This is a genomic window from Sphingomonas sp. 320_CC (assembly GCF_059691795.1).
In genome coordinates this window covers 376606-396850 of sequence record NZ_JCAWAE010000004.1, presented here as the reverse complement: position 1 = coordinate 396850, position 20245 = coordinate 376606, and the positions used below count along the sequence as shown (strand labels likewise).

Below are 20245 nucleotides of genomic sequence, written 5' to 3'. Positions count from 1 at the left end.
AAGTCCCTGACGTCGATCGGTATCGACCACGCTGCCTCCTTGCGCGACGATCCGGTAAGCCCGGCTCAAGGAACATGGTTAACGAAACCTGGAATAGATGCGGTGCTCCCTCCGCTTCGCTATTGCGTCGGGATGATATCGCCCAATCCCGAGCAAAGGCTTGCGCTCAGCTATGCCCCCCCAGAAACCCGTCAGGCGCTCAAAACGCTGTTTTCGCTCGACGAAACCCTGGGGGCAATCGTCCGAACGACGCGCGAGCCGATCATCGGCCAGATGCGGCTGACATGGTGGTACGAAGCGCTCGGCCGTCTCGATACGGCTCCGGCGCCCACCGAACCCGTGCTGGTGGCACTTCAGCACGAGGTACTGCCATTCGGTGTATCCGGCGCGATGCTGGGCAAGTTGACCGATGGTTGGGAAGCGCTGCTCGAGCCCGATCTCGATGCAGGCGCGATCGAGTGTTTCGCACGCGATCGTGGACGGCGTCTGTTCGATCTTGCGGCGACGATCGTGGCGGTAAGCGACGACCGGATCGGCCTCGCGGGAGAGGGGTGGGCGCTGGCAGATCTCGCGCAGAAGCTGACGGAAACCGCGGGCCGGGATTTGGCCCGTATTCGGGCGAGCGAGGCGCTCGATCAAGCTTTGCAGGGACGATGGCCTTCATCGGCGCGCGCTCTGGGGGCGCTTGCCGTGTCAGCCCGGTTCGACATGACGTCCGGAGCCGCTGGACCCGGCAGCCCGAAGCGCGTGGCGCGGTTGGCGTGGCACAGATTGACCGGATACTGACCAATCGGATGGGGATCGTCTGCGGCGAGGCCTAGCGTGCGCGCTGGGCAATGGGGGCGGCGGCGATGTGGCGGTATCTGGCGGGTGGGGCGGCGGTGATCGCGTTGATTGCTGCGGGGTTCATGTTTTTTAGCGGGAAGGCGCGGCCGGGTCCGCTGCTACCGGCTCAGCCGATGGCGCAGGTGAGCGGCGCCGCGGGCGCGTCCGATCCGCTACCCGATGCCGCCCCCGAGGCGACCGACAAGACCCGCGAGCAGAAGCGGTTCGATCGCTACGACAAGGACCGCGATGCCAAGATCACGCGCGAGGAATATCTGGTCCAGCGGCGCAAGGCTTACGCGCGGCTGGACGTCGATGGCGATGGCAAGCTGTCGTTCGACGAATGGGCAGTGAAGGCGACGACCAAGTTCGCGGACGCCGACCGTGACAAATCCGGCGCGATGACCGCCCCGGAATTTGCCACGACGGCGGTCAAGCGGAAGGGGCCAGCTCGGGTGAATTGTCCGCCGGCTCAGCCTGTTGCCGAGGAGAGTTGAGCCACTCTGCGAGCGCCGCTCGACCGCGATCGGTGTACATCCGCTTGCGATCCGCTTTCTTCGTGCGGCCCGTGATCGGCGGGAACAGCCCGAAGTTGACGTTCATCGGCTGATACGTCTCGACCTCGGCGCCACCGGTGATGTGGCCCAGTAGCGCGCCGAGCGCAGTCGCGTAGGGCGGGGGCGTCAGAGTCTTGCCAGTGAGTTCGGCCGCCGCGAACAGCCCCGCGAGCATGCCGATCCCGCAACTCTCGATATACCCCTCGCAGCCGGTGATCTGCCCGGCGAAACGGATGTTCGGACGCGACTTCAACCGCAGCGTCTCGTCGAGCAGTTCGGGTGAGCGGATGAAGGTGTTGCGGTGCAGCCCGCCCAACCGCGCGAACTCGGCATTCTCCAGCCCGGGGATCGTCCGGAACAGGCGGACCTGGTCGGCGTGCTTCATCTTGGTCTGGAAGCCGACGATGTTCCACAGCGTGCCCTGCGCATTGTCCTGGCGAAGCTGGACGACGGCGTGCGGCCAGCGCCCGGTCTTCGGATTGTCGAGCCCGACCGGCTTCATCGGGCCATAGCGCAGCGTATCGACGCCGCGCTCCGCCATCACCTCGATCGGCATGCAGCCGTCGAAATAGGGCGTGTCCTTCTCCCATTCCTTGAACGGGGTCTTCTCGCCGTCGATCAGGCCCTGGTGGAAGGCCAGATACTGGTCCTTGTCCATCGGGCAATTAATGTAGTCCTTGCCCTCGCCCTTGTCCCAGCGCGACGCGAACCAAGCCGTGTCCATGTCGATCGAATCGCGGTGGACGATCGGCGCGAGCGCGTCGAAGAACGCCAGCGCCTCACGGCCGGTCTCCGCGCCGATACCCGCGGCAAGCGAGGCGGCGGTGAGGGGACCGGTGGCGATGATCGTCGGGCCATCCGGCAATGCGTCGATGCGTTCGCGGACAAGCGTGATGTTCGGATGCTGGTCGATCGCCTCCGTCACGCTGGCCGAGAAATTGTCGCGGTCGACGGCGAGCGCGGAGCCGGCGGGGACGCGGTGAATGTCCGCCTGCCGCATGATCAGCGAGTTAAGCGTGCGCAGCTCCTGATGGAGCAGCCCAACCGCGTTGGCTTCGGCATCGTCCGACCGAAAACTGTTCGAACAGACGAGTTCGGCGAGGCCGTCGGTCTGGTGCGCAGGCGTTTCTTCACCGCTGCCGCGCATTTCGGACAGGCGGACCTTGAGGCCGGCTTCGGCGAGTTGCCAGGCGGCTTCGGAACCGGCGAGCCCGCCGCCGATGACATGGATATCGTGGGTCATTCGGCTCAGATAGCGTCGGACGCTTGCCGTGTCAGGTCCGCAATACCACTTCGTCTGCATGACAGACCCGACGAAGATCTTCACGATCGGCTATGAGGCCACGACGATGGCCGATTTCCTCGCGGCATTGAAGGCGGCGGGGGTGGAGCGGGTGATCGATGTTCGGGCGCTTCCGTTGTCGCGACGACCAGGGTTTTCGAAGACCTCGCTTGCCGCTTCGTTACGCGAGGTAGAGATCGATTACGTGCACCTGAAGGCGCTCGGAACGCCGAAGCGCGGGCGCGATGCGGCCAAGAAGGGCGACGTCGCGACCCTGACCGCGGTCTATGACGAACAGCTCGACCTGCCCGAGGCTCAGGCTGCTGCGGCGATCATGCTCGGGTTGGCGGCGGAGAAGCCCAGCGCGCTGCTCTGTTACGAACGGGATCCCTGCCATTGCCACCGTACCTTACTGCTGCAGGCGGTAGGCGAGGGGGCCGAGGTGGTGGATCTGTTCACCTAGGAAAGGTCGAACTCGCTTCAAACGATCCGTCATCCTGACAAAAGTCAGGATCCAGGGTAATGGATCCCGACTTTCGTCAGGATGACGGGCGGGGGTTCTGGGCCGAACGTTGCATTGAGCCCCAAGCGCCGCTAACCAGCACCCATTCGCCCTGGACCCGGTGCAATTCCGGGTGGCTATTCCGGCCGCCGATCCGCCGGACAACGCAACGACGCCTCCGAAGTAACCGCCTGCCAAGACAGCGCCGCGGTTCTGCGTCTTATGCGGATACATCCATGACATCCTTATCTTTTTCTCGTTATCGAGCCGAATGGTTCAGCGGTCCGACGGCCGCGCGCCGCGACATCCTCGCCGGGATGGTCGGTACCTTCGCGCTGATCCCCGAGGTCATCGCGTTCTCGTTCGTCGCGGGCATCGATCCCGAAGTCGGCCTGTTCGCGTCGTTCGTGATCGGCATCGTCATCGCGTTTGCGGGTGGGCGCCCCGCGATGATCTCCGGCGCGGCCGGCTCCGTTGCGCTGGTCGCGGCCGCGCTGGTCCACGCTCACGGCCTGCAATATCTTCTGGTTGCGACGATGCTCGCAGGCGCTCTCCAGATCGCGTTCGGGCTCGCCAAGCTCGACGTGCTGATGCGGTTCGTGTCGAAGTCGGTCCGCACCGGGTTCGTCAACGCGCTCGCGATCCTGATCTTCTCCGCGCAGGTCCCCCAGATGGTCGGCGTCAGTTGGCAGGCTTACGCTATGATCGCCGGCGGTCTCGCGATCATCTACCTCATGCCGCGCATCTCGAACGCCATCCCGTCACCGCTGATCTGCATCGTCGTGCTGACCGCGATCGCGATGTGGGTGCCGATGCCGCTGAAGACGGTCGGCGATCTCGGCAAGTTGCCCTCCACGCTGCCGTCGTTCGGGATGCCCGACGTGCCGTTCAACTGGGACATGCTGCGGATCGTTGCTCCCTATGCGTTGGCGATGGCCGCCGTCGGGTTGCTCGAGTCGATGATGACGGCGAGCGTAGTCGACGACCTGACGGAAACCACCAGCTCGAAGGCGCGCGAGTGCACCGGGCTCGGGCTTGCGAACATCGCCGCGGGCGCGTTCGGTGGCATCGCCGGTTGTGGGATGATCGGGCAAACCGTCGGCAACGTGCGCTACGGCGGGCGAGGGCGGCTGTCGACGCTCGTCGCCGGCGTGTTCCTGCTGGTCGTAATGGTGCCGCTCAGGCCATGGGTCGCGCAGGTGCCAGTCGCGGCGCTGGTTGCGATCATGATCATGGTGTCGATCAGCACCTTCTCCTGGAGCTCGATCCGCGAACTTGCGCGGCATCCCAAGATGTCGAGCGTGGTGATGGTCGCGACCGTCGTCGTCACCGTCGCGACGCACGACCTGTCGCTGGGCGTCGGTGTTGGCGTGTTGCTCAGCGGCGTGTTCTTCGCCTGGAAGGTCACGCGGCTGATGGACGTTACGGTCGAGCACGACGCGGCGAGCGACACGCGGATCTACCGTGTCGGCGGTCAGGTGTTCTTCGCCAGCGCGGACATCTTCGCGGATCGCTTCGATCTTCGCGAGACTGCTCGCGCAGTGCGGATCGACCTGACGAGCGCGCATCTATGGGATGTCACCGCTGTAGCGGCGCTGGAGGATGTGGTGGCGAAGCTGCGGCGTCACGGCACGATCGTCAAAGTCGTCGGGCTCAACACGGCGAGCGAAACGCTGGTCGATCGCCACGCGCCCCTGCTGCTCGACTAATGTCCAGCAACGTAGAGGCTTGGCAGCTTCACCGAGGTAAGGCTGCCAAGCCGCTGCTGTAGAATAGTTTTGCTTACTGCTGAGGAACGGTGTCGTTCTCGACCGGTGCCTCATCGCGAGTTACGCGCGCGGTCATGCCTGTCGCATCGGCATCGTCGCGCATCTGCTCGTCGGGCGCGACCGGTGGTTCGCGTTCGGGCTCGACGGCGTTCACCGTCGGGGGAGTCTCGACCGGTGCAGTCTCGACCGGCGCCGGAGCGGGCGTCGGCGCGGCTTCGGACTCGGTCACGCCAGTATCCTCTACCATGTTGGTATCGGTCGGCGGCTGGTCGGGCTCCGAGCGCGAGCAGCCGGCCATGGCCATCGCGGCGAGCAGGCCGCCGGCAATGGCGGTACGCGTGCGGTTGGAAATCGTCATGTCTGGTCCTCTCAACGAGCGGCGATCGTCTGGCGTGCAGTGCGCGCCTCGATCTTGGAAGCGAGGGTGCCATCCCAGTTATAAGGGTCGGCGCGGAAGTTCATCTGCCCGTTGCCGCTGGCAAACGCGGTCCAATAGAGCAGATAGACCGATACCGGCTTTACCAAGCGGGCGCGGACCGTGTCACCCTTGGCGACTGCGGCGTCGACCATCTCGGGCGTCCAGGACGGATCGCCCTTGAGCAGCAGGTCGGCGAGTTCGGCAGGCTTTTCAAGGCGAACGCAGCCATGGCTCGCAAGTCGGCTGAAGCTCGCGAACTTCGCACGGCTGGGCGTATCGTGGAGATAGACCGAATAGTCGTTGGCGAAATCGAACTTGAACCGGCCCAGCGCGCTCTGGTCGCCGGCCTGCTGCTGAAGCCGCGTGCCGTCGATCACCTTGATGCCGTTGCGCTTGAAATAGCCCGGGTTGGCACGCTCCTTTGGCCAAAGCTCCTTGGTCGCGATCGACGTCGGGACGTTCCACGGCGGATTGATCACGATGCTGTGGATCGTCGAGGACAGCATCGGCGTCTCGTCGCCCGGACGCCCCGTCACCGCGCGCATCGACTGCACCGGCGTATCGCCGTCGAACACCGTCAGCACGGCCGCGGCGATGTTCACCTGGATACGGTCGCGCGGCAGGTCCTGCGGCAGCCAGCGCCAGCGTTCCATGTTCGCCATGATCTGACGCACGCGGTCGCCGGCGGATACATTGAGCGCGGCAAGAGTCTGCGTCGAGACGATCCCGCTGGGGTTGAGGCCATAGCGACGCTGCGCGCGGCGTACCGCTTCCACCAGTGGCGCGTCGAACCGGTCGCCGCTGGTCGCGACGTCCTTGTCCTCCGCCGCCAGACGCTTGCGCAGCGCGATCACGCGAGGGCCGGTCGCGCCGATCGTGAAATCGGGACCGGAGGCCAGCGGTGCCCAGCCGCCCGCAGACGCGATCGAACGATAATTCTGGAGGCCCTTCCGCAGGCCGTCATACCCAGCATAAGGCGGTGGCAATGATGCGAACCATGCCGCGATCCGGTCGAGCCGCACGGCATCGGCAAAGGCAGGCGTCGGATCGTACGCCGGCGGACGCAGGCCCCAATCCTTCTGGAAGTCGGCTTCGTTCAGCCGCCCGGCATGCACCGCGCGCGCATGATCGAGTGCCGCACGGACGAGTTCGTCCTTGCTCGGCGCGGTGGTCGACGCGGTTGCAGCCGACTTCAGGCCCTGTGCAACGATATCGCCATTGAGCAGCCTGTCGAGCAGCGCGGCCTGCGTATCGCTCAGCGGCGGCACGGTGATCACCGGCGGCGCCAGCGTCGACGTCGGCATTGCAGCAGGCGCGGTCGTGACGACCGGCGGCGGCGTAACCTGCGCGAACGACGCGGTCGCCATCAACAGCGGTGTTGCCGCGAGCACCGACCGGATCACGCCAGTCTTCATTCGTCCATCATCGAAACCGCGAGCCATAATCGTCCTGTCTTGTATCTGGTCGATGCTTTCGCACGACGTAGCTCTCCCTTAGCTGAACCGGACTCGCTAAGCATCGCCAATCGGGCAAAATTAACGGTTCAGGCCAGGGGAGGGGATTTTTCCTGCCGGGCCAGCACTTCATAGGCCATCACCGCGGTCGCGACCGCAGCGTTGAGGCTGTCCGCCTTGCCCAGCATCGGGATCTTGACCAGCACGTCGCACGCCTCGGCCATCTCGGGCGGCATGCCCTGCGCTTCGTTACCCGTCAGCAGGAAGGTCGGGCCGGTGTAGGTCGCTCCCCTGTAGTCCGTGTCGGTGTCGAGGCTGAGGCCGACGAGTTGGCCAGAACCGGTGCGCAGCCAGGTATGGAAGGGCTCCCACTCGGTCTTCACGACGGGAATCGTGAACAGCGCTCCCATGCTGGCGCGCACCGCCTCGACGGAAAAGGGATCGACCGACTCGCCGATCAAAATCAGCCCGCCCGCGCCGACCGCATCGCCGGTGCGCAGGATCGTGCCGAGATTGCCCGGATCGCGCAACCGTTCGGCGACCAGCCAGATGCCCGACGTCGTGCGATCGAGGTCTTCGAGCGTCGCGTCGAACTCGTCGAAGACACCGACGACCGCTTGCGGGTTATCCTTGCCGGACAGTTTCGAGAGAATGTCAGGCGTGGTCTGGATCGAATCACCGCCGGCATCCTCGACGTCCATCGACAGCGCGTGGACGAGGGGATGGTTCGCACTCGCCGCTGCGTAGAACAAAGTACGCGGCAAACGTCCCGTCTCGCGCGCTTCGGTGAGGATGCGCAGACCCTCGGCGAGGAACTGCTTGGCCGCACGCCGATGCCGTTTGTCGCGCAGGTCGCGGACGTACTTGATCAGCGGGTTCGAAAAGGCGGTTATCTCGCGGGGCATCTAGCGCCCCTTCCGCTTGCGGGAGGGGTTGGGGAGGGGTTTGTAAACACGCCGTCGCTCATGCCCTCCCCCGACCCCTCCCGCAAGCGGGAGGGGAGAAAGACGGTCAATCCTCGCCGAACTTCGCCTCGACCAGTTCGGCGAGCGCGGCGACGGTATGTTCCGCGCCATCGCCGCTCGCGCTGATCGTGATCGCGTCGCCCATCGCCGCACCCAGCATCATCAATCCCATGATCGAGGTGCCGGTGACGTGATCCGACCCATCCTTGGTCACGCTGACCTCGACCGGATGCGAAGACGCGAGCGTCACGAACTTGGCACTCGCGCGCGCGTGGAGCCCGCGGCGGTTGGTGATCTGGACGGTACGAGAGACCTCGCTCACGCCGCAGCCTCGCCGAGAACCTCGGAGGCTACCGAAATATATTTGCGCCCGGCCTCACGCGCCGCCGCGACCGCCGCAACGACGGTCATCGACTTGCGCGCCGAGCCAAGCCGGATCAGCATCGGCAGGTTCATGCCCGCGATCACCTCGATCCGGCCGCGCTCCATCAGCGAGATGGCGAGGTTGGAGGGGGTGCCGCCGAACAGGTCGGTCAGCACGATCACGCCGCGACCGACATCGACTGCCTGGATCGCGGCGGCGATATCCGCGCGACGCTCCTCCATGTCGTCGTCGGGACCGATCGCGATTGGCGCGACGCGTTCCTGCGGGCCGACGACGTGGATCATCGCGCGAACGAATTCCTCGGCCAATCGACCGTGCGTTACCAGAACAAGGCCGATCATGTCAGCGTTTCATACTCATAAGACGACCGGTGATCCTTCGAGCGCATCTTGTGGAGCGGCCCCCAGGTCGCGGTGTGCGATACTGGGGGAAAATCCCGCGTCGCGCAACCGTCGCGCCACGCGGTCGGCGACGTGGACCGACCGGTGTCTCCCTCCGGTACACCCGAACGCGACGGTGACATACGACTTGCCTTCCGCCCTGTAGCGCGGAAGCAACAGCATCAGCAGCTCCTCGATCCGACTCACCGCGGCTTCGTAGGCGGGGTCGTCCATGATGTAGGCGGACACGTCGGCGTCGAGCCCGGTGCCGGGCCGCAAGTCGGGATCCCAGTGCGGATTGCGCAGGAACCGCATGTCGAACACGAGGTCGGCGTTGCGGGGCAGGCCGCGGGCGAAACCAAACGAGCGGATCGACAGCGTCGGCGCGCCGAGTTCCCCGCCCGCAAAGCTCGCGCGGATCTGTTGCGCGAGTTCGTTGGCAGCCATGTCGGTCGTGTCGATCAGCCGGTTCGCCCAGTCGCGAAGTGGCGCGAGCAGCTCGCGCTCGCGGCTTATCCCGTCGTTCGCCGGGCGATCGAGCGCGAGCGGATGACGCCGGCGGGTCTCGGAATAGCGGCGTTCAAGTTCGGCGCCCGAGCAGTCGAGGAACAGCATTCCGATCTCGAGCCCATGACGGTCGCGGAGATCACGGATGCGGCCGACGATCCGTTCGGGATCGAAGTCGCGCGTGCGGGCGCCGATACCGATCGCGAGCGGCTGCGAGTCGTTGGTCGATCCTTCGGGGAGCGGCGCGTCGAGCAGACGGTCGAGCAGCAACAGCGGGAGGTTGTCTACGACTTCCCAGCCGAGATCCTCCAGCGTCTTGAGGACGGTGGATTTGCCCGCCCCCGACATGCCGGTGACGAGAAGGATGTCCTTAGGACGCGTCATTCTATGGGCTCCGGATTGCGCAATGCGAGTTCGACCTTGATCGGGGCGGAGGCTTCAAAGGGGGCGATCGCGACCTCGCGGACGTCGATTCCGGCGATGTTACGGATGCTACGTTCGGGCATCCGTTCGATTGCGCCATCGACGCGTACGAGCAGGGCGACCGGTACGTCCTCTACATAGGGCATGGCGAGGATGCCGATCCCGCGGACTTCGATCCGTCCCGCGATCTTCGTCGGCGCACGTGCGAGCAAGGTTTCGCCGTCGCGGACCACTAACGTCTGGTCGTCGCTGACGAGGATTGCGCCGCGATCGATCAGGCGCAACGCGAGGTCGGACTTGCCCGATCCCGACGCGCCCTCGATCATCACGGCCATGCCGTCGATGGCGACCGTGGTGGCGTGGAGCCTGTCGGAGGAGGGGACGACCACGCGGTGTCCTTACTCCGGCAATTCGGCGAGCGGTAGCCTTACGACGAAGCGCGCGCCATCGAGCCGGTCCTCGCGCGATTCGACGAAGATCGCGCCTTGGTGGCCGTCGACGATCGTGCGGGCGATCGCGAGGCCTAGCCCGGAATGCTGGCCGAACGTCTCGCTGTCGGGGCGGACCGAGTGGAAGCGCTTGAAGACGTCCTCGCGCGCCTCCTCGGGTACTCCGGGACCCTCGTCCTCGACACGGATGACGAGGTCCTCGCCCTCGCGGATGGCGGAGATCGCGATCAGGCCGGCGTCGGGCGAGAAGGACAGCGCGTTGTCGATCAGGTTCTCGAACACGCGTTCGAGCCGCGCGCCTTCGCCGAGTATGACCGTTCGATCGTCGGGGTTGCGATCAAATCGGAGGCGGATGCCGCGCTCGACCCCGCGAGCTTCACGTTGTGTGACCAGCCCGTCGATCATCGCGGCGATGTCGACCGGTTCGAACTTGGCGCGGCTGAGTTGCGCGTCGAGTCGCGAGGCTTCGGAGATATCTGAGAGCAGCCGGTCGAGCCGCTGGACGTCGTCACGAACGATCGCGAGCAACTGCGCCTGGAGCGCGGGGTCCTTCACGCGCGACAATCCCTCCACCGCCGACCTAAGCGAGGCGAGGGGGTTCTTCATCTCGTGCGTGACGTCCGCGGCGAACGCCTCGGTCGCATCGATGCGGGCGCGCAGTGCGAGGCTCATGTCGGAGAGGGCGCGCGCGAGCATGCCGAGTTCGTCACGGCGCGAGGGGAGGCGCGGCACGACGACTTCACGTGCACGACCTAACCTGACTCGCACCGCGGCTCGTGCAAGGCGACGAAGCGGGCGGACGATCGTGCGGGCGAGGAACAGCGACAGCAGGACCGAGACGATGGAAACGCCGAGCAGTACCATGCTGAGCCGGAACCGCTCGATCCGGACCGTCTTTGTGATGTCCCGCGCATTGACCGTGGTCATCACGACCCCGCCGGCGCTGAGCGGCGCGGCGGCGGTCAGCACGGGCGTGCGGTCGGGCGCGCGCCAGACCGTCGTGGAGACGGCGCTGCGGCCGCGGACTGCGCTCACGTCGGGCCATTGCTGTGCACCGCTACGCTCCCGGTACAGCGGCGGCCGCGGGGCCATCACGATCACGTCGATCGATGCGTCGAGAAACCGGGCGATCGTCTGGTCCCAGTCTTCCTTGTCCGGATCCATCAGCACGAAGTTGCGCAAGCCAAGCGCGCGGCTGTCGGCGACCGTCCGCCCTGCCGCATCGAACAGTCGAATCCGCGACCCCGTATCGCGTGCAAGCCGCAACACCAGCGGATCGCGCAACGCCGGATCGACCGCGGCGATTGCCTCGCCGATCAGTCGTGCTTCACGCGCCGTCTGCGCGACACGGTTGTCGACTACCCGGCTGCGATACGAATCAAGGTAGAAGAACCCGCCTGCCAGCAGGAGCAGCGCGAAGATGTTGACGGCCAGGATACGCCGCGTGAGCGAGATCTGCCCCGACCACCGCAGCGTGAGATCGCGGCCGTCGACGCCCAGCTCATTCCTCAGAAAATCGATACCCGGCACCATATAATGTCTCGATCGCGTCGAAGGCTGGGTCGACCTGCCGGAACTTGCGGCGGAGTCGCTTGATGTGGCTGTCGATGGTCCGGTCATCGACATAGATATCGTCCTGGTACGCCGCATCCATCAACTGGTTGCGCGTCTTCACGATCCCGGGCCGCTGCGCGAGCGTCTCGAGGATCATGAATTCGGTGACCGTCAGCGTAACTGGTTCGCCACCCCACAGCGTCCGATGTCGCGCCGGGTCCATGCTGAGCCGCCCGCGATCGAGCGGCCCTGCTGCCTCCGCCTCGGTCTCGGTGCCCGGAGACTGCGTCAGCTCGGTACGCCGCAAGATCGCGCGAATGCGGGCGATCAACAGACGCTGCGAGAACGGCTTGGCGATATAGTCGTCGGCGCCCATCGCGAGTCCGAGCGCCTCGTCGAGCTCGTCGTCCTTGCTGGTCAGGAAGATCACGGGAATCTGGCTCTTCTCGCGCAAGCGACGGAGCAGTTCGAGTCCGTCCATCCGCGGCATCTTGATGTCGAACACCGCGAGATCGGGCGGGTTGTCGGTCAGTGCCTTCAACGCCGTCTCGCCGTCCGAATAGACGCGCGTGACGAAGCCCTCGGTCTGCAGAGCGATCGACACGGAGGTCAGGATGTTGCGGTCGTCGTCGACCAGCGCGATCGTTGCCGTCATGTTGGGTTGGTTCGCCTCGGTCGTTGGCGTGTCGGCGTAGGGCAAACCGCCGCCGCACTCAACTAGAGCCGTATCGGGACGGCGCTGCAGATCAGTGGATTTGACCGGTGGAAAACTGCCCCGTACAGCCGGCCGCAACGACATACATACGTATGCGATTAAACTTAGGAGAGAGAGCCCGTGTCGAGCGAGCGTATTCCGGCCGTCGGCCTATCCGCGCAGGGGATCGAAACCCGCGCCAATTTACACTGGAACCTGGTCACCGCGCAGCTCGTCGAGGCGGCGCTGGAGCGTGGCGAGGGGACGCTTTCCGCGGACGGCCCGCTGGTCGTCGAGACCGGCGCGCATACCGGGCGCTCGGCACAGGACAAGTTCATCGTCCGCGATGCCGAGACCGACGCGACGGTCTGGTGGGGCAAGAGCAACAAGGCGATGGAGCCCGCGCATTTCGCCGCGCTGAAGGAGGATTTCTTCGCCGCGCTCGCCGCCAAGGACGAGCTTTTCGTGCAGGACCTGTACGGTGGATCGCAGCCCGATCACCGCGTCAACGTCCGCGTCGTCACTGAACTGGCGTGGCATAACCTCTTCATCCGGACGATGCTGGTCCGCCCCGAGCAGGCGGCGCTGAAGGACTTCATCGCGGACTACACGATCGTCGACCTGCCGAGCTTCCGCGCCGATCCCGCACGCCACGGCTGCCGCAGCGAGACGGTGATCGCGGTCAACTTTACCGACAAGCTGATCCTGATCGGCGGCACGAAATATGCCGGCGAGATGAAGAAGTCGGTGTTCGGCCTCCTCAACTATTTGCTGCCGCCGACCGGCGTGATGCCGATGCACTGCTCGGCGAACATGGGCGCGAACGGCGACACCGCTGTGTTCTTCGGCCTGTCGGGCACCGGCAAGACGACGTTGTCGGCCGATGCCAGCCGCACGCTGATCGGCGACGACGAGCATGGCTGGTCCGACACCGCCGTCTTCAATTTCGAGGGCGGGTGCTACGCCAAGATGATCCGCCTCTCGGCCGATGCCGAGCCGGAGATCTTCGCGACCACCAAGCGGTTCGGCACGGTGCTGGAGAACGTCGTGATGGACCCGGCGACGCGTCTGCTCGACCTCGACGACCACACGCTCGCCGAGAACAGCCGTGGCGCGTATCCGATCGACTTCATCCCGAATGCGTCGGCCGAGAACATGGGGCCCGTGCCGCGCAACATCGTCATGCTGACCGCCGACGCGTACGGCGTGCTGCCGCCGATCGCCAAGCTCACGCCCGACCAGGCGATGTATCACTTCCTCTCGGGGTACACGGCGCGCGTCGCGGGAACCGAGATCGGCGTGACCGAGCCCGATGCGACCTTCTCGACCTGCTTCGGCGCACCGTTCATGCCGCGGCACCCGTCGGTGTATGGAAATCTGCTCAAGGAGCGGATCGCGAAGGGCGGCGTGGATTGCTGGCTGGTCAACACCGGCTGGACCGGCGGCAAATACGGCGTCGGCAACCGCATGCCGATCAAGGCGACGCGGGCGTTGCTGAATGCGGCGCTAGACGGGAGCCTCAACGACGCCGAGTTCCGCACGGACCCGAACTTCGGGTTCCAGGTGCCGGTGAGCGTGCCCGGCGTGGACAGCGCGATCCTCGATCCGCGGATGACTTGGGCGGACAAGGACGCCTACGACGCGACGGCGGCCAAGCTGGTCGACCTGTTCGTGGAGAATTTCGCCCAGTTCGCCGAGCATGTCGACGAAGGCGTCCGGCAGGCAGCGCCAAAGGTGAAAGAGGCGGCGTAACTTTAAACTCCTCTCCCCCTCGGGGGAGAGGAAGGGGCCCGCACGACGCAGTCGGGTGGGAAGGTGAGGGCACGGTCCCGCTTGGCGTGCCCTCACCCGCGCCGCCACGCGGCTTCCCTCTCCCCTGTAGGGAGAGGGTTTAGCGCGCCTCCACCACCACCTCACCATCGACGACCGCCGTTACCCGAACGCGCGCTCCGACAGCAGCATCCTCACCCCGAGCCGGCCAACTGCCGTCGCCCACCAGCACGCGTCCACGCCCGCCAGCGATCGCAGTATCCACCACCACGACCTGACCCACCAGCCGAGCAGACCGATCGTTCAACATCGGATCCCCGCCCTCGACCGGATAATCCCGGTACCAGCGCTTCCCGATCAGCACGGTAACCGCGCTCCAAACCCCGAACGCCGCCAGTTGCGCCGCCACCGGCAAATCCGGCAACACGTACACCGCCACCCCGGTAACCCCCGCAGCAATCGCGAGAAACACCAAAAACACTCCCGGCACCGCCAGCTCGGCGATCCCCAGCACCAGCGCCGCGATCAGCCAAGCGCCAGCCGCCCCGATCGCGTCCATCAGCTTTTCGACAACTCGAACGGGCCCCGAGCCGCGGGCTTGGCCGGCGGCGAAGCAGTCGCATCGCGCAACGCATCCTTAGCCAGCTCGCCAATCCCCCCAAGCGTCCCCATCAACTGAGTAGCCTCGACCGGAAACAGGATCGTCTTCGCATTGGGCGAGGTCGCAAACTTCCCGATCGCCTCGACATATTTCTGCGCGATGAAGTAATTGATCGCCTGCGCGCCACCCTCCTCGATCGCCTGAGACACCGCACGCGTCGCCGAAGCCTCAGCAACAGCAGCCCGCTCGCGAGCCTCGGCATCGCGGAAGGCCGATTCCTTGCGCCCCTCGGACTCGAGAATCCGCGCCTGCTTCTGCCCCTCGGCGCGGAGAATCTCCGAAGCCCGCGAACCCTCCGCATCCAGAATGTTCGCCCGCTTCTCGCGCTCCGCCTTCATCTGCCGCCCCATCGCGTTGACGATGTCGGCCGGCGGGCGGATGTCCTTGATCTCGACGCGCGTGATCTTCACCCCCCACGGCGTCGTCGCATGATCGACCACGTTGAGCAGCCGCGCGTTGATCTCGTCGCGCTTCGACAGCGTCTCGTCGAGGTCCATCGATCCCATGACGGTGCGCAGGTTGGTCGTCGTGAGCTGCAACAGCGCCTGGTACAGGTCCGACACCTCGTACGCCGCCTTCGCCGAGTCGAGCACCTGGAAGAACACGACCCCGTCGGTCGAGATCATCGCATTGTCCTTGGTGATGATCTCCTGGCCGGGGATATCGATCACCTGCTCCATCATGTTCACCTTCCGTCCCACGCGGTAGAAGAACGCCGGGTAGAAATTGAAGCCGGGCCGCGCGACCGTGGTGAAGCGGCCGAAATGCTCGATCGTGTATTGATAGCCCTGGTGGACGATCTTGATGCTGGTGAAGAGGTACAGCAGCACCAGCGCCAGCAGGAGCGCGGCAACGATCAGGCCCATCGAACAATCCCCATCCGTGTATCGCACCGCTATAGCACGTGGGCGCCCCCTGGAGCCAGACATGAGGCCTAGCCGTACGCCGCGCCTTTGGTTACATGGCGCGCCACCTCACACCCAGGAACGGCAGCTCTCATGGATATCCGCCTCGGCCTCACATTCGACGACGTCCTCCTGTATCCGGGGGAATCGGACGTGCTGCCAAGCCAGGCCGATACCCGGACTCAGCTGACGCGCGGCATCGCGCTCAACATCCCGATCCTGTCCTCGGCAATGGACACCGTCACCGAAGCCGACATGGCCATCGTCATGGCACAGCTCGGCGGCATCGGCGTGCTCCACCGCAACCTGACCGTCGAAGAGCAGGTCATCGCGGTCCGTCAGGTCAAGCGGTTCGAGTCGGGCATGGTGGTGAACCCCATTACGATCAAACCGACCGCGACGCTCGGCGAGGCGCAGGCCCTCATGTCCGGCCACCGCATCAGCGGCATCCCGGTGGTCGAAGCGGACGGCAAGCTCGTCGGTATCCTCACCAATCGCGATGTGCGTTTCGCGGGCGATCCAAAGCAGCCCGTCAGCGAGTTGATGACGCACGAGAACCTCGCCACCGTCTCGACCGAAGTCGGCAAGGAAGAGGCGCGCCGCCTGCTCCACGCCCGGCGTATCGAGAAGCTGCTGGTGGTCGATGCGCAGTATCGCTGCGTCGGGCTGATCACCGTCAAGGACATCGAGAAGGCGGTGATGTTCCCCGATGCCACCAAGGACGAGGCGGGCCGCCTGCGCGTGGCGGCGGCGACGACGGTTGGCGACAAGGGCTTCGACCGGACCGAACAGCTGGTCGACGCCGGCTGCGACCTGATCGTGATCGACACCGCGCACGGCCATAACCGCGATGTCGGCCGCGCGGTCGAGCGCGTCAAGAAGCTGTCCAACTCGGTGCAGGTGGTGGCGGGCAACGTCGCCACTGCCGAAGCGACGCGCGCACTGATCGGCGCGGGCGCGGACGGGATCAAGGTCGGTATCGGCCCAGGCTCGATCTGCACGACGCGGGTGGTCGCTGGCGTCGGCGTGCCGCAGCTGACCGCGGTGATGGATTGCGCGGAGGCGGGCCACAAGGCCGGCGTGCCGGTGATCGCCGACGGCGGCATTCGCACGTCGGGCGACATGGCGAAGGCGCTCGCCGCCGGCGCGTCGACCGTAATGATCGGCTCGCTGCTCGCGGGCACCGACGAGGCACCTGGCGAGACGTTCCTGTACCAGGGCCGTGCGTACAAATCGTACCGCGGGATGGGCTCGGTCGGCGCGATGGGCCGCGGGTCGGCGGATCGCTATTTCCAGGGCGACATCAAGGATCAGCTGAAGCTCGTCCCCGAGGGGATCGAGGGACAGGTCGCGTACAAGGGGCCGGCACGAGACGTCGTCCACCAGCTGGTTGGCGGGATCAAGGCGGCGATGGGCTATACCGGCTCGGCGACGATCTCGGATCTCCAGGCGCGGGCGGAGTTCGTGCAGATTACGGGTGCAGGCTTGATGGAGAGCCATGTCCACGACGTGACGATCACGCGGGAAGCGCCGAACTACCCGACGCGGTAAAGGCGGGAACTTCTCCCCTCCCTGAAAGGGAGGGGCCGGGGGTGGGTTGGTTTCCCCAAGCTCGTCTGCCGGTGGCTAAAACGAGCCAACCCACCCCCAACCCCTCCCTTTCAGGGAGGGGAGCGGGTCGCGGCTAGCTCTCACGCTCCCTGTCATTCCCGCGAAGGCGGGAACCCATACTGGCTAACGCTCCGAAGATCGCAACCGTTCGAGAATATGGATCCCCGCCTGCGTGGGAATGACGAACGATATTTGCGTGGGCGGTGCTCCACAGGCCGCAGGCTAACTCACAGACCGCCGCCCCCTCCGTCGTCCCACCGCCTCCATCCGTCATCCCGGCGAACGCCGGGACCCATGGACACGGCGGACCCAGCGACAGCGCGCCACCACAACCCAAACCGCAACCATGGGTCCCGGCGTCCGCCGGGATGACGGAGCAAGAGGGCGGGAGCCACCACGATCCCGAACCCAAGCCCCGAAATTATTCCCCTCCCGCCCGCGGGAGGGGCTAGGGGAGGGGATGATGACGAACACTCCGTACCAAGCCTCCCCCCGAACCCACGCGAAGTCGGGAGCCCAGAAGTGACTCCCCCAGCCCGCACCCAGGCCGCGATCGAACTCCTCGACCAGATCATCGCCGCCGCCCGCGAGTCCGGCGCCGCCGCAGACACGCTCATCGCCCGCTATTTCGCGACCCGCCGTTACGCCGGCTCCAAGGACCGCCGCGCCGTCCGCGAACTCGTCTACGCCGCGATCCGCAAGGCCGGAGACCGCCCCGAAAACGGTCGCACCGCGATGCTCCTCGTCGCCGACGCAGACCCCGAAGTCGCCGCGACCTTCGACGGCTCCACCCATGCGCCCGCCCCGATCGCCAAGGACGAACCGCGCGCTCGCGCCGGCGTCGCGCCGCAGTGGCTGAGCAAGGCCCTCCGCGCCTCCGGCCTCGACGGCGCCGCACTCACCGACCTAGCCGGCCGTGCCACGCTCGATCTCCGCGTCAACACGCTGATCGCCGACCGCGCGACCGTCCTCGCCGCGCTCCCCGAAGCCGAAGCTACCCCCCACGCCCCCGACGGCATCCGCCTCCCGACCGGCACCAACGTCGAAGCACTCCCGCTCTTCAACGAAGGCGCGCTCGAAGTGCAGGACGAAGGTAGCCAGCTCGTCGGCCTGGCAATGCAGGCGAAGCCCGGCGAACGGATCGTCGATCTCTGCGCCGGCGCCGGCGGCAAGACGCTCGCACTCGCGGCGACGATGAAGAACGAAGGCGTGATCCTGGCCTGCGACACCGACCGCAACCGCCTCGCGCGCCTTGCCCCACGCGCAACTAGAGCCGGCGCGACGATCGTCGAGAGCCGCCTGCTCAACCCGACGCGCGAGATCGAAGCGCTCAGCGAATGGGCCGGTCGCGCCGACGGCGTGCTGGTCGATGCCCCCTGCTCGGGCACCGGCACCTGGCGGCGTAACCCCGAGGCACGCTGGCGGCTCACCCCCGACCGCGTCTCGCGGCTGCAATCGACGCAGCAGCAGGTTCTCTCCGTGGCCGCCACACTGGTCAAGCCCGGCGGCGCGCTCGTCTACATCGTCTGCTCGCTGCTCGACGCCGAGGGTACCGACCAGGTCACCTGGTTCCTCAACGCGCATCCCGGCTGGACGACCGAGCCCCTGTCGCTCCCCGCCGGCGCGAAGCACGGCCACGGCGTCCGCCTCGAACCCGGTCGCGACGGCACCGACGGCTTTTTTGTCGCGCGCCTCCGGGCTGCGTGCTAGCCAGCCGACCTATGGCTCAACTCACGGCCAAACCTGTATCCCGCCTGGAGACGATGATGCGTTTTTCGTCCGTTGCCCTTGCCGCCGCGCTGACCGTCGTATGCGTGTCGACTTCGCTTAGCGGGCAACGCCCCGACGCCCAGATCGACGCGCGCTCGATGCAGTTGTTGGCGCAGGGCCGTTCGTTGGTCGCCGCGGGCAACCTAGATGGTGCCACCGATGTGCTCGAAACGTCGGTAGCGGTCGATCCGCGCAACCGGGCGGCGTTCCTCCTGCTGGCCCGCGTTGCAGAAACACGTGACCTGCCAGGCAAGGCGATCCGCCTGTACCGCGAGGCCTTGCTGCTCGAACCCAACGACGTCGCCGCGCTCAAGGGACAGGGCGAGGCACTGGTTGCTAAGGGCGCCGTGGTCCGCGCGAAGGACAACCTCGTAAAGATCCGCACGCTCTGCAAGGGTGTCTGCCCCGAAGCGACGCAACTCGCGGCGGTGATCGCGAAAGGCCCGCCGATCGCCACGGCCCAAGTCGAGAAGACCCCGGTAGCCGCGAAGGATTGAGGTTCTTGCATTGATCCTCCCCCTGGCGGGGGAGGATCGTGAAGATCAGCCGACCGCCTTCGCCAACGCCGTGAAGTCGGCAACCGAAAGCGTCTCAGCCCGACGCGTAGCCTCCACTCCGATCCGCTCCAGCGCATCGAGCGCGCCCGGCACGCCCTTCAAACTCTGCCGCAGCATCTTCCGCCGCTGACCAAACGCCGCGCCCGTCAGTCGCTCCAGCACCGCGAAATTCACCCCCTCCGGCGCCTCGACCGGAGTCAGATGCACCACCGCCGACATCACCTTAGGCGGCGGTGTGAACGCCGACCGGTGAACCGGCATCGCGATCCGCGCAGTCGAGCGCCACTGCGCCAGCACCGCCAGCCGCCCATAATGATCGTCGTTGGTCTTCGCCACGATCCGCTCGGCAACTTCCTTCTGGAACATCAGCGTGCACGACTGCCACCACGGCAACCACGACGTCGACAGCCACCCCACCAGCAACGCCGTGCCGATGTTGTACGGCAGGTTCGACACGATATGCGGCTTGCCCTCGAACAGCGCCGGCGCGGCGACTTCCATCGCGTCGCCCTCGATTACCCTCAGCCGCCCCCGATACGCCTCGCCAAGCTCTGCCAGCGCAGGGATACACCGCCGGTCACGCTCGATCGCCGTCACCCGCGCACCCGCCGCGAGCAATGCGCGCGTCAGGCCGCCCGGGCCGGGCCCCACTTCGAGCACCTCGGCATCCTGAAGGTCACCCGGCACCGCCGCGATGCGCTTGAGCAACTGGCCGTCGAACAGGAAATTCTGCCCAAGCGCCTTGCTCGCGTTCAGTCCATAACGCGCGATCACCTCGCGCAGCGGGGGAAGCTCCGTCACTGCAGC

At 66.1% G+C, this 20245-nt stretch carries 21 protein-coding genes and 1 other annotated feature; of the genes, 8 read left to right on the top strand and 13 right to left on the bottom strand.

Annotation, left to right across the window (positions count from 1 at the left end; all coding sequences use genetic code 11):
* Positions 1-39: 39 nt before the first annotated feature.
* Positions 40-786: a squalene/phytoene synthase family protein gene (locus tag AC59GX_RS17465; protein ID WP_497302118.1), complete on the top strand. Its 747-nt coding sequence runs from the start codon at positions 40-42 to the stop codon at positions 784-786.
* 65 nt (positions 787-851) lie between these two features.
* Entirely contained in the window at positions 852-1322 is a 471-nt protein-coding gene (locus AC59GX_RS17460) for an EF-hand domain-containing protein (RefSeq protein WP_426282072.1), read from the top strand.
* Here AC59GX_RS17460 and trmFO read toward each other — a convergent pair.
* Positions 1258-2625: a methylenetetrahydrofolate--tRNA-(uracil(54)-C(5))-methyltransferase (FADH(2)-oxidizing) TrmFO gene (gene trmFO / locus AC59GX_RS17455; RefSeq protein WP_426282073.1), complete on the bottom strand. Its 1368-nt coding sequence runs from the start codon at positions 2623-2625 to the stop codon at positions 1258-1260. The genes AC59GX_RS17460 and trmFO overlap by 65 nt on opposite strands.
* A 58-nt stretch (positions 2626-2683) precedes the next feature.
* Here trmFO and AC59GX_RS17450 point away from each other — a divergent pair, with 58 nt between their 5' ends.
* Both AC59GX_RS17450 and AC59GX_RS17445 read left to right on the top strand, forming a co-directional pair.
* Positions 2684-3127 (top strand): DUF488 domain-containing protein, encoded by a 444-nt coding sequence (locus tag AC59GX_RS17450; protein WP_120300206.1) that lies wholly within the window; start codon positions 2684-2686, stop codon positions 3125-3127.
* 150 nt (positions 3128-3277) lie between these two features.
* Positions 3278-3333 (top strand) — a sequence feature (sul1 is cis-regulatory element that is thought to sense ions involved in sulfur or methionine metabolism; They are found in Alphaproteobacteria).
* Between the two features lie 69 nt (positions 3334-3402).
* On the top strand, positions 3403-4875 hold the full coding sequence (locus tag AC59GX_RS17445; RefSeq protein WP_426282074.1) for a SulP family inorganic anion transporter: 1473 nt from the start codon (positions 3403-3405) through the stop codon (positions 4873-4875).
* Positions 4876-4948: 73 nt separating this feature from the next.
* Here AC59GX_RS17445 and AC59GX_RS17440 read toward each other — a convergent pair whose 3' ends face one another.
* From AC59GX_RS17440 to AC59GX_RS17400, 9 genes are all read right to left on the bottom strand, one after another.
* Positions 4949-5293: a hypothetical protein gene (locus AC59GX_RS17440; protein ID WP_056058653.1), complete on the bottom strand. Its 345-nt coding sequence runs from the start codon at positions 5291-5293 to the stop codon at positions 4949-4951.
* An 11-nt stretch (positions 5294-5304) separates the two neighbouring features.
* Entirely contained in the window at positions 5305-6768 is a 1464-nt protein-coding gene (locus AC59GX_RS17435; RefSeq protein ID WP_426282075.1) for a L,D-transpeptidase family protein, read from the bottom strand.
* Between the two features lie 128 nt (positions 6769-6896).
* Positions 6897-7712, bottom strand: a complete 816-nt coding sequence (locus tag AC59GX_RS17430) for a TrmH family RNA methyltransferase (RefSeq protein WP_426282076.1) — start codon at positions 7710-7712, stop codon at positions 6897-6899.
* 106 nt (positions 7713-7818) lie between these two features.
* Complete coding sequence (locus AC59GX_RS17425) at positions 7819-8094, bottom strand: HPr family phosphocarrier protein (protein ID WP_056481934.1); 276 nt, start codon at positions 8092-8094, stop codon at positions 7819-7821.
* The gene (locus AC59GX_RS17420; protein ID WP_056058662.1) at positions 8091-8498 is read right to left on the bottom strand and encodes a PTS sugar transporter subunit IIA; all 408 of its coding nucleotides are present in this window, start codon (positions 8496-8498) and stop codon (positions 8091-8093) included. Before AC59GX_RS17420 ends, AC59GX_RS17425 begins: the two co-directional genes overlap by 4 nt.
* Before the next feature lie 15 nt (positions 8499-8513).
* Entirely contained in the window at positions 8514-9428 is a 915-nt protein-coding gene (gene rapZ, locus AC59GX_RS17415; RefSeq protein ID WP_426282077.1) for an RNase adapter RapZ, read from the bottom strand.
* Complete coding sequence (locus AC59GX_RS17410; protein ID WP_426282078.1) at positions 9425-9856, bottom strand: HPr kinase/phosphorylase; 432 nt, start codon at positions 9854-9856, stop codon at positions 9425-9427. Before AC59GX_RS17410 ends, rapZ begins: the two co-directional genes overlap by 4 nt.
* Before the next feature lie 9 nt (positions 9857-9865).
* Positions 9866-11449 (bottom strand): sensor histidine kinase, encoded by a 1584-nt coding sequence (locus AC59GX_RS17405; RefSeq protein WP_426282079.1) that lies wholly within the window; start codon positions 11447-11449, stop codon positions 9866-9868.
* Positions 11418-12125, bottom strand: coding sequence for a response regulator transcription factor (locus AC59GX_RS17400; protein WP_056058673.1), 708 nt, complete (start codon positions 12123-12125; stop codon positions 11418-11420). The genes AC59GX_RS17405 and AC59GX_RS17400 overlap by 32 nt, the downstream gene beginning before the upstream one ends.
* A gap of 180 nt (positions 12126-12305) precedes the next feature.
* On the opposite strand from AC59GX_RS17400, the gene AC59GX_RS17395 reads away from it, so the two are divergent.
* Complete coding sequence (locus AC59GX_RS17395) at positions 12306-13916, top strand: phosphoenolpyruvate carboxykinase (RefSeq protein WP_426282080.1); 1611 nt, start codon at positions 12306-12308, stop codon at positions 13914-13916.
* Positions 13917-14055: 139 nt separating this feature from the next.
* On the opposite strand, the gene AC59GX_RS17390 is transcribed toward AC59GX_RS17395, so the two are convergent.
* Positions 14056-14493: an NfeD family protein gene (locus AC59GX_RS17390; RefSeq protein ID WP_426282081.1), complete on the bottom strand. Its 438-nt coding sequence runs from the start codon at positions 14491-14493 to the stop codon at positions 14056-14058.
* Positions 14493-15461: an SPFH domain-containing protein gene (locus AC59GX_RS17385; protein ID WP_426282082.1), complete on the bottom strand. Its 969-nt coding sequence runs from the start codon at positions 15459-15461 to the stop codon at positions 14493-14495. Before AC59GX_RS17385 ends, AC59GX_RS17390 begins: the two co-directional genes overlap by 1 nt.
* A 132-nt stretch (positions 15462-15593) precedes the next feature.
* On the opposite strand from AC59GX_RS17385, the gene guaB reads away from it, so the two are divergent.
* The 3 genes from guaB (at position 15594) to AC59GX_RS17370 (ending at position 19378) form a co-directional block, all read left to right on the top strand.
* The gene (gene guaB / locus AC59GX_RS17380; protein ID WP_426282084.1) at positions 15594-17051 is read left to right on the top strand and encodes an IMP dehydrogenase; all 1458 of its coding nucleotides are present in this window, start codon (positions 15594-15596) and stop codon (positions 17049-17051) included.
* 582 nt (positions 17052-17633) lie between these two features.
* The gene (locus AC59GX_RS17375) at positions 17634-18821 is read left to right on the top strand and encodes an RsmB/NOP family class I SAM-dependent RNA methyltransferase (RefSeq protein ID WP_426282085.1); all 1188 of its coding nucleotides are present in this window, start codon (positions 17634-17636) and stop codon (positions 18819-18821) included.
* Positions 18822-18877: 56 nt separating this feature from the next.
* Positions 18878-19378 carry a tetratricopeptide repeat protein gene (locus AC59GX_RS17370; protein ID WP_183037968.1) on the top strand — a complete coding sequence of 167 codons (501 nt, stop codon included), beginning with the start codon at positions 18878-18880 and terminating at the stop codon, positions 19376-19378.
* Positions 19379-19423: 45 nt separating this feature from the next.
* On the opposite strand, the gene rsmA is transcribed toward AC59GX_RS17370, so the two are convergent.
* Entirely contained in the window at positions 19424-20239 is an 816-nt protein-coding gene (gene rsmA, locus AC59GX_RS17365) for a 16S rRNA (adenine(1518)-N(6)/adenine(1519)-N(6))-dimethyltransferase RsmA (protein WP_426282087.1), read from the bottom strand.
* Positions 20240-20245: the final 6 nt, after the last annotated feature.

Bases quoted from the DNA above. Each gene is read 5' to 3' on its own strand.
- AC59GX_RS17460 (WP_426282072.1), top strand. From the start codon at position 852: ATGTGGCGGTATCTGGCGGGTGGGGCGGCGGTGATCGCGTTGATTGCT.
- AC59GX_RS17450 (WP_120300206.1), top strand. From the start codon at position 2,684: ATGACAGACCCGACGAAGATCTTCACGATCGGCTATGAGGCCACGACG.
- AC59GX_RS17440 (WP_056058653.1), bottom strand. From the start codon at position 5,293: ATGACGATTTCCAACCGCACGCGTACCGCCATTGCCGGCGGCCTGCTC.
- AC59GX_RS17390 (WP_426282081.1), bottom strand. From the start codon at position 14,493: ATGGACGCGATCGGGGCGGCTGGCGCTTGGCTGATCGCGGCGCTGGTG.
- AC59GX_RS17385 (WP_426282082.1), bottom strand. From the start codon at position 15,461: ATGGGCCTGATCGTTGCCGCGCTCCTGCTGGCGCTGGTGCTGCTGTAC.
- AC59GX_RS17445 (WP_426282074.1), top strand. From the start codon at position 3,403: ATGACATCCTTATCTTTTTCTCGTTATCGAGCCGAATGGTTCAGCGGT.
- trmFO (WP_426282073.1), bottom strand. From the start codon at position 2,625: ATGACCCACGATATCCATGTCATCGGCGGCGGGCTCGCCGGTTCCGAA.
- AC59GX_RS17370 (WP_183037968.1), top strand. From the start codon at position 18,878: ATGCGTTTTTCGTCCGTTGCCCTTGCCGCCGCGCTGACCGTCGTATGC.
- AC59GX_RS17420 (WP_056058662.1), bottom strand. From the start codon at position 8,498: ATGATCGGCCTTGTTCTGGTAACGCACGGTCGATTGGCCGAGGAATTC.
- guaB (WP_426282084.1), top strand. From the start codon at position 15,594: ATGGATATCCGCCTCGGCCTCACATTCGACGACGTCCTCCTGTATCCG.
- rapZ (WP_426282077.1), bottom strand. From the start codon at position 9,428: ATGACGCGTCCTAAGGACATCCTTCTCGTCACCGGCATGTCGGGGGCG.
- AC59GX_RS17430 (WP_426282076.1), bottom strand. From the start codon at position 7,712: ATGCCCCGCGAGATAACCGCCTTTTCGAACCCGCTGATCAAGTACGTC.
- AC59GX_RS17400 (WP_056058673.1), bottom strand. From the start codon at position 12,125: ATGACGGCAACGATCGCGCTGGTCGACGACGACCGCAACATCCTGACC.
- AC59GX_RS17435 (WP_426282075.1), bottom strand. From the start codon at position 6,768: ATGAAGACTGGCGTGATCCGGTCGGTGCTCGCGGCAACACCGCTGTTG.
- AC59GX_RS17405 (WP_426282079.1), bottom strand. From the start codon at position 11,449: ATGGTGCCGGGTATCGATTTTCTGAGGAATGAGCTGGGCGTCGACGGC.